At 57.7% G+C, this 11,876-nt stretch carries 10 protein-coding genes; 2 read left to right on the forward strand and 8 right to left on the reverse strand.

Annotated features, from left to right (window positions below; genetic code table 11):
- Positions 1-46: 46 nt before the first annotated feature.
- Positions 47-742, forward strand: a complete 696-nt coding sequence (locus tag AC0ZWN_RS06990; RefSeq protein WP_476334524.1) for a pirin family protein — start codon at positions 47-49, stop codon at positions 740-742.
- Positions 743-814: 72 nt separating this feature from the next.
- Here AC0ZWN_RS06990 and pgm read toward each other — a convergent pair whose 3' ends face one another.
- The 4 genes from pgm to AC0ZWN_RS07010 form a co-directional block, all read right to left on the reverse strand.
- Complete coding sequence (gene pgm / locus AC0ZWN_RS06995; protein ID WP_095126062.1) at positions 815-2,458, reverse strand: phosphoglucomutase (alpha-D-glucose-1,6-bisphosphate-dependent); 1,644 nt, start codon at positions 2,456-2,458, stop codon at positions 815-817.
- Between the two features lie 105 nt (positions 2,459-2,563).
- The gene (locus tag AC0ZWN_RS07000; RefSeq protein WP_093431301.1) at positions 2,564-3,964 is read right to left on the reverse strand and encodes an aminotransferase-like domain-containing protein; all 1,401 of its coding nucleotides are present in this window, start codon (positions 3,962-3,964) and stop codon (positions 2,564-2,566) included.
- 49 nt (positions 3,965-4,013) lie between these two features.
- Entirely contained in the window at positions 4,014-5,480 is a 1,467-nt protein-coding gene (locus AC0ZWN_RS07005) for a hypothetical protein (protein ID WP_476334525.1), read from the reverse strand.
- 547 nt (positions 5,481-6,027) lie between these two features.
- Positions 6,028-7,050, reverse strand: a complete 1,023-nt coding sequence (locus tag AC0ZWN_RS07010; RefSeq protein WP_016983050.1) for a zinc-dependent alcohol dehydrogenase family protein — start codon at positions 7,048-7,050, stop codon at positions 6,028-6,030.
- Positions 7,051-7,320: 270 nt separating this feature from the next.
- Here AC0ZWN_RS07010 and AC0ZWN_RS07015 point away from each other — a divergent pair, with 270 nt between their 5' ends.
- Complete coding sequence (locus AC0ZWN_RS07015) at positions 7,321-8,235, forward strand: LysR family transcriptional regulator (protein WP_093431295.1); 915 nt, start codon at positions 7,321-7,323, stop codon at positions 8,233-8,235.
- 34 nt (positions 8,236-8,269) lie between these two features.
- Here the strand turns inward: AC0ZWN_RS07015 and AC0ZWN_RS07020 are convergent, their stop codons facing one another.
- The 4 genes from AC0ZWN_RS07020 to AC0ZWN_RS07035 all read right to left on the reverse strand — a co-directional run bounded on the left by AC0ZWN_RS07020 (position 8,270) and on the right by AC0ZWN_RS07035 (position 11,850).
- Positions 8,270-8,662, reverse strand: coding sequence for a RidA family protein (locus AC0ZWN_RS07020; RefSeq protein WP_030138712.1), 393 nt, complete (start codon positions 8,660-8,662; stop codon positions 8,270-8,272).
- A gap of 1,120 nt (positions 8,663-9,782) precedes the next feature.
- Positions 9,783-10,553: a molybdopterin-dependent oxidoreductase gene (locus tag AC0ZWN_RS07025; protein ID WP_223025854.1), complete on the reverse strand. Its 771-nt coding sequence runs from the start codon at positions 10,551-10,553 to the stop codon at positions 9,783-9,785.
- Entirely contained in the window at positions 10,550-11,170 is a 621-nt protein-coding gene (locus AC0ZWN_RS07030; protein WP_116254812.1) for a cytochrome b/b6 domain-containing protein, read from the reverse strand. Before AC0ZWN_RS07030 ends, AC0ZWN_RS07025 begins: the two co-directional genes overlap by 4 nt.
- 71 nt (positions 11,171-11,241) lie before the next feature.
- Positions 11,242-11,850, reverse strand: coding sequence for a hypothetical protein (locus tag AC0ZWN_RS07035; RefSeq protein WP_042609816.1), 609 nt, complete (start codon positions 11,848-11,850; stop codon positions 11,242-11,244).
- Positions 11,851-11,876 lie beyond the last annotated feature (26 nt).

Raw genomic sequence — 11,876 nt, forward strand, 5'->3', positions numbered from 1 at the left:
GGGTGCGCCCTTCACACCTCGCGTCGAACCTTTTGAGGAGACGATCATGCTTGAACTCAGACCCTTCAGCTCGCTGGGCGGCGCCCATCACGGCTGGCTGGATGCCCATCACCACTTTTCGTTCGCCGAGTACTACGACCCGCAGCGCATGAGCTGGGGCAACCTGCGGGTGTGGAACGATGACGTGATCGCAGCCGGCACTGGCTTTCCCCAGCATCCGCATCGCGACATGGAAATCATCACGTATGTCCGTGAAGGTGCGATCACTCACCAGGACAACCTGGGCAACAAGGGCCGCACCGAAGCTGGCGACGTGCAGGTGATGAGCGCGGGTACCGGCATTGCTCACAGCGAATACAACCTGGAAGCCAAGGACACCAAGATCTTCCAGATCTGGATCCTGCCAACGGAAACCGGCGCACCGCCCTCCTGGGGGGCCAAACCGTTTCCGAAAGGCCAGCGCGAAGGTTTTGTCACCTTGGCCAGCGGCAAGGACGGCGATGATCAGAGCCTGCGGATTCGCGCTGATGCGCGATTGGTCGCAGCCAACCTCAAGGCGGGCGAAACTGCCGAATATCATCTGGATGCAGGCCGTCGCGCCTATCTGGTGCCGGCCACTGGCCTGATTGAAGTCAACGGCTTGCGCGCGCAAGCTCGAGACGGCGTGGCGGTAGCGCTGGAGCGAGTGCTGAGCGTTACGGCCCTTGAGGACAGCGAAATCGTCTTGGTGGATCTGGCCTGATGGCTTGAACGGCAGGCAAAAAAAGGGGCAACCATCACGGTTGCCCCTTTTTTCATGCGCTCGCCAACATCATCAGCCGGCGATTGCGCCATCCACCAGCGCCTGCGCTTCGACGACCAATTGCTTGAGGTGGTCGTCACCGATGAAGCTTTCGGCGTAGATCTTGTAGATGTCTTCAGTACCCGACGGACGCGCGGCGAACCAGCCGTTTTCCGTCATCACTTTCAGACCGCCAATCGCCTGATCGTTGCCCGGTGCATGGCTGAGAATGCTCTGGATCTTCTCGCCAGCGAGTTCGGTCGAGGTGACCTGTGCAGGCGACAACTTGCTCAGCAACGCTTTCTGCTCCGGATTGGCCTTGGCGTCGACACGTACCGAGAACGGCTCGCCCAGCTCATCGGTCAATGCCTTGTAGGCCTGGCTCGGATCGCGACCGGTGCGTGCGGTCATTTCAGCGGCGAGCAACGCAGGGATCAGACCGTCCTTGTCGGTGCTCCACACGCCACCGTCCTTGCGCAGGAACGATGCGCCCGCGCTCTCTTCGCCACCGAAGCCGAGCGAGCCATCGAACAGGCCGTCGGCGAACCATTTGAAACCGACCGGCACTTCGTACAGACGACGCCCCAAGCGCTTGGCCACGCGATCGATCAGACCGCTGCTGACCACGGTTTTACCCACGCCGGCATCCGCACGCCACTGCGGGCGGTTCTGGAACAGGTAATCGATCGATACGGCCAGATAGTTGTTCGGCGCAAGCAGTCCACCGGACGGCGTGACGATACCGTGGCGGTCGTGATCCGGGTCGCAAGCGAAGGCCACGTCGAAACGTTCTTTGAGACCGATCAGGCCTTGCATCGCGTGGCTGGACGACGGGTCCATGCGAATCTGGCCATCCCAGTCGACGGTCATGAAACGGAACGTCGCGTCGACTTCCTTGTTCACCACTTGCAGATCGAGGCGGTAATGCTCGGCAATCGCCGACCAGTAGCGCACCCCTGCTCCACCCAGCGGATCAACGCCCAGGCGCAGCTTGGCGTCACGGATGGCGTCGAAGTCGATCACGTTGATCAGGTCGGCGACGTAGGTGTTCACGTAGTCATGACGATGCGTGGTGCTGGCCTTGAGCGCCTGTTCGTAGCTGATGCGCTTCACACCAGCCAGCTTGTTGGCCAGCAATTCATTGGCTTTGGCTTCGATCCACTTGGTGATGTGAGTATCGGCCGGCCCGCCGTTGGTTGGGTTGTACTTGTACCCACCGCTTTGTGGCGGGTTGTGCGACGGCGTGATGACGATGCCGTCAGCCAGACCCGAAGTACGGCCACGGTTGTAGCACAGAATGGCGTGGGAAATGGCGGGTGTCGGCGTGTACTCATCACCTTCGGCGATCATCACGGTGACACCGTTGGCGGCCAGGACTTCCAGCGCGCTGGCGCCGGCCGGAGTCGACAATGCGTGGGTGTCGATGCCGACAAACAGCGGCCCGGTGATCCCTTGGGCTTCGCGGTACAGACAGATCGCCTGGCTGATGGCTAGAACGTGCCACTCGTTGAAACTCAAGTCGAACGAGCTGCCCCGGTGCCCGGACGTACCGAACGCCACACGCTGAGTGGAAATCGAGGCGTCGGGCTGGCCAGTGTAGTAAGCCGTTACCAGTCGCGGGATATCGACCAACAATTCTGCCGGTGCCGGTTTGCCCGCAAAAGGACTGAGTGTCATGCAAAACCTCTGAAATAGAGTGGTTCAGGAATAGAGCGCAGTTTACTGGCAGTTTGACCGCAGTGCGATGGGATCTATCCGGGACTCTCCCGATGTTTTTTAACGTTAGTCAGCAGGTGCAAGGCGCAAGGCGTCACCGATTAGCCCGACCACACTGGCCAGGTCATGCTCACCATGGCTCAGCGGGCTCAACCGCAGATGGTGCGCATGCAGGCTTTGCAGGCTGAATAGCTCGCCAGGTGCAATAACGATCTGCTGCCTGAGCAATCGCTGGAAGACCTGCGCCATGTTCACTGGTCGCAGCGAATGTACCCACACGGTCGCGCCACCCTCGGGTTCGACAACCTGCATCGCATCGCCAAGACGTTCGCGCAACAATTCGATCAATTGCGTACGACGCTCCTTGAGCATTCGCCGCAGTACCAATAAATGCTGATCCAGTCGGCCTCCCCCCAACAACCTGGCAATGGCTTTCTGGCGAATCGGCGACAACCGAAACGCGCGCAACAGGAAATGCCGCTGCAACTCACTGCGCCAATGACGCGACAGCACATAACCGAAAGGCGCCTCGGCCCCGACGAACTTTTCGAACGTGGAAAACACCACTAAACGATCGGGGTCCAGCCAGTCGCGCATCCGTTGCGCGTCATTGCCTTCATGGAGTTCGCTGTAACAATCGTTTTCCAGCACCCAGGTACCATGACGGCCAAGCAAATGCGCGACTGCCTGCTGATTGCTCAGCGGTAGAAGACTGCCCCGGGGCATGCTCAGCACTGACGACAAAAGCATCAAACGTACCGTCTCGCTCTTGAGCACCGACTCCAGCCGCTGAAGATCAATCATGCCCCCGGGAAGCAGCGGCAACTCGATGACCCGTACTTCGGCGGCCTCCAGCAGACGCAGGATCACCCAGTCACAGGGCGATTCGACGACCACGGTGGCCCGACGCAACTCAAGCACGGAAATCAGAATTTCCAATACACCGCGCAGGTCGGCGCCGATATAGACGTCATCCGCACGCCAGTAATTGGCCGTGGATGAGGTGTAGCGGGCGGCCAGCACCGTGCGCAACTCCAGCTCTCCACAAGGTTGCACCAACGCATGTGGCTGACGCGGGTACTGACGCAGCAATTCCCGCTCCAACATCAATAACGGGCTGTCCAGCGGCTGTAGCGAGGCCGGCTCATCGGCGCTCAGCACGCACATGCCCGGGCGCCTGGCATTGACGTAAACGGTTTCCAGCAAATCACTGCCGCTATCCGGCGAATCCATCATGTGCAGCGCTTGCGCGTAGTACCCGGACTTGGCAATTGAATAGACTCGACCTTCCTTTTCCAGCAGCGAGTAGGCGTACTGGACGGTCGAGATCGACACATTGAGCCGGTCAGACAATTGCCGGAGTGAGGGCAGGCGCACCGCCCCACCGTTCCCCGCCTCATCTATCAGCAGCGTCAGGTATCGATAAACCGCCTGATAAACGAAGTCATTCTCCCTCGACCCCTTCACAACCCCGTATCCGTGGGCATGGGTTCATCTCCAGGCAAGCGGCTCACGATCAACCTTCCGCCGATCGATCAGCGGTCGGCTCGGCCGCCGCATCAACCGCACCGAGGCTCTGCGCGGCCGAATCTCCCGGCGCAGACATACGAACCGGCCCCATTGCATACAAACGCACAATCAACCTGACCGGCAGCCCACTGACATCCGTCATCCATTTCATCACCTGTTCCGGCGCATGCAGGCCCTGCATCGCCCGGTGCAGATCCGGCAATGCCACCAACATGCCGGGGTGACAATTACGCAAAAATCGCTCAAGTCCGGCCCCCGCATTAATGAACGGTGAAAACAACAGGCACGTCAGCTGGATTTCATTCAGTTCAAAACTGGCCAGCAGAGAGCTTTCCGCCTGGGCGCGCAGATTCCCGGGCTCCTGCAAATTGTCGAAGCTGGCCAGCAACTGTTCGCATACCGGTTCAGGGACCTGTTTTTGCCGCATCGTTATCAGGCTGCGTTTGAGGTAATCACCGACGCCGTCCTCATAGTTCCGCTCCTCGATGAGTTGCGCCTGCAAACCTCGTAAATGTGCAGCCACCTTAGGCTCTACGTGTTCGTCATCACCTTGATAAAGCGTCAGATCGTCAACCTGAAACCCTAGAAAATCACTCAACAAAGGCCAGCGCTCTTCGAGTTTGCCGACAATCATGTCGTTGATACTGATAAAACTGGTACGCCGACAGGCCTCGAATTGACCCTCCGGACGCCACGCCACCCGCTCCTCTTCGGGATAAAACTCACGGTAATAATCACCGCCCAGCCCGTCGAGCAGCGTAAACAGCATTTCAAAGCCGCAAGAACTCACCGGTGGCGCGGCAATCTCAGCCTTCTGCGCGGCACGCCCCAGCCCTTCGAGGAAGTGGCTCTGTCGACGCGGGGACTCACTGCCGACCATGGCATCGACGCCATTGTTCCAGCGGGCCACCTGACCATAGAACTCGGCAGTTGCCAGATAAGCGTCATCCCATAGCTCAAGCGGTTCGTTCCAGGTTCGACGATGCCCGATCAGCAGCAGGTTGATACGGTTGGCCTCGCGCCCGGCTTCGCTTATGGGTAGCTGGTGATCAAACGGCAATACCTCGCGGTGGTCGACCATCACCAGTTCTACCCGGGGATCGTCATACAGGAACAGTGCGCTGTAGCTGCGATGCATGTTTTGCAGGGACACCTGGCTGCTGCCGTTCCAGCGCAGGTTGGCCACCCGCAACTGAAAGGTCGCGGGTGAACGGCCAGCGATGGTCAACTGCGCCGCCCGCAATAACGCCAGCGTGTAACAACTGTCGCGCGACCCTGACTGGTTCACCAGCACCTTGAAATGACCGATGTTCTCCATACCGCCGGCGGCCACTGCCAGTCGCTGGATCAGCAGTTGCAGCGCCGTGCGTTCTGCGCGCGAGAAGAAACTCAGCAAACGTTGCAATACTTGCTGGTAGACATAGTTCATTGCCTGATCATGGATCGTGCTCATCGGTATTTACCCGGTATAAAAAGTTTCATGCCGCGCAGACTGACACATCAGCCCAGCGACAATTGATCAATAAGTAATAGACGCTCAGATGCTAACACTTACAAGTTTGAAGTTATTTGAAACACTTGAACTGACAAAGCGCCTTCCGCCGCTCAAAAACGGTCTCAAACCTCTGTAATTACTGGGATATTTTTTTCGGAGCGCAGTCCTAGGAAATTTCCCACAGGGTCCCACGCCAAGTGAGCACAAGAAAAAGAGAAGCAGTTTCCGAATAGCCCTACAACAATTAAACAAAAGTTGCCGCGATCAACGGTTTTCGACGCGTTATATCGAACAGGACAAATTGAATGCACAGACATGGCTCATTCCTTGAGATGAAAGTAATCATTCAATTATCAGGGCTTATATTGTGATTAGAAGATACAGATAGAGAGCAAAAACCAGTTCAGTTGCTGAACGGACCCGGGCATAGCGCCAGGGAGCTCGGTTTTCAGGGGAGGATAAACGCACAAGAGTCCGTGGGGCCACGGACTCTGATTAAAGGGGCTTACGCCGGTTCGACCTGCAGAGCGACCCGTTCGCGGCATGGGCATTCGTCCATGTAACGATGCGCTTCGACGAACTCGTTGAACGGAAATACACGCGTCTTGAGCGGCAGCAGCACGCGGTCAGCGGTCAACTGGTTGATGTCACGCAAGGCACGTTGCAAAGCGACGTGATCCTGAGTGATGCCCAATTCCGGCTTGCCGGTGAAGTTGCCGATGCAGTGCACAAAGAACTGGATGTTCTTCTGGAACGCTGCGCAGGCCGGGAACGGCGTCTGGTTGCCGCCTTGCAAACCGTACAACACCAGGCTGCCACGTGGCGCCAGCACATCGCCCAAGAGCGACATCTGCGGGCCGCCGAGACCGTCGAACACCACGTCGACACCACGGTTGTCGGTGATCTTGTTGATTCGCATCAACAGATCTTCCTCTTCGGTGACGATGACCTTTTCCGCACCAAGGGACAGCAGGTACTCGCGTTCCTCGGCTTCCTTGGTCGCGGCAATCACCCGCACGCCCATCGCCTTGCCCAACTGGACAAACGAAGGACCGGCGCAATGGCTGGCGTCAGTGACCAGCGCGAACTGCCCCGGCTTGACCCGCGCCAGATCGGCGTAGGCAAAGTAGGCGATCAGCAGCGGCGTGTAGTGCACGCTGGCCTCGATCGGGCTGAGTACATCCGGATAACGGGTCAGCGCAGTACGCGGCAGTACGATCGATTCGCCGTAGACCGGGTAGTCGTTCGCACTCTCAGCCGGAAAGCTGGCGACCTTGTCACCCACTGCCAGATCATCGACACCATCGCCGACAGCGGTGATCACACCGGCCATCTCGTGACCAAGACCCGCAGGCAGTCGCGCCTGAGACGAGGCCAGATTCTGACGCCAAAGGGTGTCATACCAGCTGATGCCGATCGCCTCGACACGCACCTGCACTTCGCCAGGACCTGGCTGAGCGGCCGCATGCTCTTCGCATTTGAGCACCTCGGCCGGACCAAACTTGTGAAAACGGATCGTGCGGGACATCGCAAACCTCGTCAAAGTAACCTCTAATGCCCTGAACTCTATCTGGGCTTTTGACCCAAGACTATCAGTGGCTATTAATAGTCGACATGCCTGTCATTGATTCCGCACCAGGGGCGGCATTGGCAAAATCCATGAAAAAACTGCTGCCAACGTCTCACTCAAGCTGAATTTTCCGGTGCAGAGTACCAGCCTTTCCCCGTAAGATTCATGCCGGCCATTGTTCTCATATGGCCGCTCTCGTCAAGCTTGATGACTCTGCCAGGACTCCAGATGAATCGTAATGACCTGCGTCGTGTCGACCTGAACCTGTTGATCGTATTCGAAACATTGATGCACGAACGCAGTGTGACCCGGGCGGCAGAAAAGCTCTTTCTCGGTCAGCCTGCAATCAGTGCGGCCCTTTCGCGCCTGCGCAGCCTGTTCGATGACCCGCTATTTGTACGCACCGGGCGCAGCATGGAACCGTCCGCCCGCGCGGTGGAAATCTTCGCCCTGCTCTCGCCGGCCCTCGATTCGATTTCGACCGCCGTCAGCCGTGCGGCCGAATTCGACCCGGCGACCAGCACCTCGGTATTTCGCATTGGCCTGTCCGACGACGTCGAATTCGCCCTGCTGCCAATGCTGCTCAAACGCCTGCGCGCGGAAGCACCGGGAATCGTGCTGGTGATCCGTCGCGTCAATTACATATTGATGCCGGGCCTGTTGGCCTCCGGCGAGATATCCATTGGCGTCAGCTACACCACAGACCTGCCGGCCAATGCCAAGCGCAAAGTCCTGCGCCGCAGCGCGCCAAAATTGCTGCGCGCCGATACCGTGCCGGGGCCGTTGAGCCTCGATGACTACTGCGCGCGTCCGCATGCGCTGGTGTCGTTTGCTGGCGATCTCAGTGGCTTTATTGATGAAGAGCTGGAGAAACTGGGGCGCAAGCGGCATGTGGTGCTAGCGGTGCCGCAGTTCAATGGTTTGAGTACGTTGCTCGCGGGCACCGACATCGTGGCGACCGTACCGGATTACACGGCGGACGCGTTGACGGCGGCTGGTGGGGTTCGGGCGGAAGATCCACCGCTGCCGACGCGCACGTTTGAACTGCATATGGCGTGGCGTGGGTCGCAGGATAATGATCCGGGTGAGCGGTGGTTGCGGTCTCGGATTCAGATGTTTTTTGGCGATCCTGACAGTCTCTAGGCTTCGTCGGGCAGACTGGTGCCTAGCAGATAAATTATCGCTCTACAGCGACGCATTTGATCTCCACGAGAAGGCCGGGGCGAGCCAGTTCACCGACACCTATGCATGTCCATGCACAAGTGCCCCTAGGAAACACTTCATCTTTCACGCGTCTGAAAATGGGCATGTGGCTGTGCATATCGACGTGAAAAGTTGTCATTTCGACAATATCTTCAAATTCGCAGCCACCGGCTTCCAAGACGAGCCGAAGATTCTCCCATGCCGCCAAAAACTGCTGCTCAGGGTCTTCGATAACTGATAATTCCGGCGTCCGGCCTACCTGACCAGCGCAATAAAGCGTTTTTCCTACCTTTACAGCGGGTGCATAACCAGCCTGCTCGAAGAGCAATCTCATGCCATCTGGAACAATAATCTGACGATCAGTCATGGTTGTGGAGCCCAAAATATAAACGGATACGAAAGCTGACCCAGGCGCCAGAGCGGCGTCCACTCGGGTCACGCGTCATTGATCAATCAAATCCGGCAGGTATCAGGCGCACACTTACGCGGAATCTGAACAGTCGACCAGCCGCCTGCTTCCTCCGATGGGGTAGGATAATCAGAGACCTATCGAAATCGCCGTAGCTGCATTGCCCCTGGAAATCCTAGCCCGCGACGAAAGAACTATCGAGAGCCGTCCGTTCCCCTTTCTCTGAATCTGACTGGTCGAAAAGATGGCTCTCGGCTGAAGAAGACTTGCGACGGCGCAAAATCCGAATATTGGGCGATCGTAGTGGCGCTCGAACAATCTCAATCGGTATCCAGGTGAAGGTTGTTGCGGACAGAGCCACTGCGATCGCGAAGGCATTCAGCCCGCCTCCGAAGATAATGTCAGAGGAGAGTTCGCTTTCTTCGCCACACTCGGTCCGGTCATCAAAAGACTTCAAGTAGAGCGGCCTACCCGCTTCATTCAGGCAGCTCTGTTGGGTGATCACACTGTTAGCCAAAACGCCTCGAACGGGGAAGTTGAAGTCCGCAATATCTAGGCCACTGGCTCGCGTACCTGGCACTGATCGACCTGGTCTGCTCGGAGCGCTCACCGTACGCTTGCGCCATGCCAACATTTGAAGCATTGCGTCCATCTCCGGTCGGCGTGACAAGGTCGTGGTCGAGTCCGATAGCACGTGTGCGCTCGTTGTATCCGGCTGCTGCACATGTGACCTGGACTGAGCCTGCAAGTGGGAGCGGAAATCCGCTCCATTGGTAGGAGCTCGCATTTTGTTTTCTGATGTCGGCAACACGGTTGGACCTGGCGGTACGGCAGAAATACCGGTCATAAAGCACCTCATACCAGACTGATGTCATCACTAACTCCGATGCTCCTGGCATTGCTATGCACTACCAGAACGCAACTGCGCCACCTCGACCTGCCTGACCATTGGGGTCAAGAGTGACTAGTCGCGCGAATGAGATGGGGAGCGAACGCGCATCCAATAGAAAACTGATTCGGTCGTATGCGTCGGAAGCAGTTGGCAAATCGAATGTCTATTGTTTTGGTTTTTGCCTCATCAGATCCCGCTGAACCAGTTGTATCCCTGGTCTTCCCAATACCCGCCCGGGTTGTCGTTGCTTACGAAAATCTCGACAACATGCTTGGGGTTTTTGAAGCCCAGCTTGGTGGGTACTCGAACCCTGAGGGGATAGCCGTACTCGGGCGGCAATGCAACGTCAGCGTAATCCAGTGCCAGCAGTGTTTGTGGGTGCAAGGCTGTTGGCATGTCCAGACTGGAGTAATAACGATCAGCACATTTGAAACCGACAAATTTCGCCGTAGTGTCGGCCCCGATGTGTTCCAGGAAGGTTTTGAGCGGTACGCCTCCCCATTGCCCGATGGCGCTCCAGCCTTCAACACAGATCAAACGGGTTATATCGCTACGTTGCGGCAGCTTGCGTAAGCTTTCGAGTGTCCAGGGTGCCTTGTCCGTGACCCGGCCGGAGACAGCCAGCGAGTAACTTGCCAAGTCCACTTCAGGGATATCGTCCTGACCATAGAATGCGTTGAACGGAAATGGCGTGGTGATCTGCGCGCTGGTGAAGGTCGGCGCCAGTTTATGTCCGCTGAACAGCCAGGCCTGGACCCGATCGTTCCAACGCGACATGGCCCAAAGAACCTTGTCGACCTGATCGCCGTCCTGCAGGTTGCAACCGGTCAACATCGACATCGCGCCCACGGTCAAGCCGGCACGAAGGAAATGCCGGCGCTGAATGTTCTCCAGTTCTAGCTGTTGCGCAGGTTCAAGCCTGATGCGCTGACGCGTTGTTTTTGTAAATTCAGTCATGACCCATTTTTCTCGTTATCAGGCGTCCGCACTCCACCCGTGATCATTGGCACCAGGGTTTTTGGTACCAGAATCACCAAGACCAGGTGAATCACCACAAACGCTGCAATCATCGCCATGGCCGCAAAATGTACGTAACGAGCAACGTCATAGCCGCCCAGTAACGCGACCAGCTCTTGAAGTTGAACCGGTTTCCAGATCGCTACACCCGAGATCACGATCAGTACACCTGCCGCCAGCACGATCCAGTACATCAGGCGCTGTACTGCGTTATAGACACCCTTTTCATGCACCAGCCGAAAGCGCAAGGCATCGGTCAGATCATGCTTCAATGCGGCAATGCCGATGGGCAGCAGCTCACGTTTGAAATGGCGACTGACGAACCCGTACAGCACATAGATCGCACCGTTGATCAGCAGCAGCCACATGAACGCAAAATGCCAGGCAAGTGCCCCGCCCAGCCAACCGCCCACGGTCAGCGCCGCCGCAAATCTGAAGCCGAACAGTGGCGAGGCGTTGTAAATGGCCCAGCCGCTCATGAACATGCAGACCATGCAGGCAGCGTTGAGCCAGTGGGTGAGGCGAACCGGCCAGGGATGCAGCTTTTTCTGTCTCACGTGTTTCCCCTTGCAAGCCTTCCGTGTAGCGGAGCGTTGCCAGACGGCAACGCTCAAGCTTTCTCAGATGATTACATCGGTGGCTGGAAGCCATCCTTGCCGACTGCAATGCCGCGTGCGGTGCCATCTGCAGCGGGGAACACGACAATTTTGGTGCCTTTGACCAGTTCATCGGCCTTGCCGGGCTCGACATAGGCGATGGGCACATCATCCGGTACGACGATCTGCTTCTCGCCGCCCTGGTAGTTGACGGTCAACGTGCGGCCGTCGGTTTTAGACAGTTTGCCAACGGTGCCGTTGGTCATGGTGCCAGTGCTGCCGTCTGCGTTCTGCCAACCGTAATGACCTTCGCCGCTGCCCTTGAGCCTGGCGTCGAATACCGTGACCTCAAGCGCCTTCAAGGTTCCGTTGGCCTGCGGGATGGCCGCCGAGCCGATGAAGCTGTCGGATTTGATCGAGTCGATATTGGCCTTCGATACCCGGCTGATACCGGTCTTGTCAGTCAGTCCGATCGTCTGCTGGGCGCCAGAGCGGACAGTGAAGGTCAGCGTGTTGTTGCTGACGCTTTCCACCGTACCGCGCAGTGGTTTGATGACCGGCATGTCGGCGGCGGTGGCAATGACGGCAGCGCTGAGCATCACCAAACCGAACGTGGTAGACAGGGCGTTTTTGAGTTGCATGGCGACGATTCCTCATGGGTTGATGT

It is taken from the genome of Pseudomonas sp. 3B-A001-10F, from assembly GCF_056313565.1.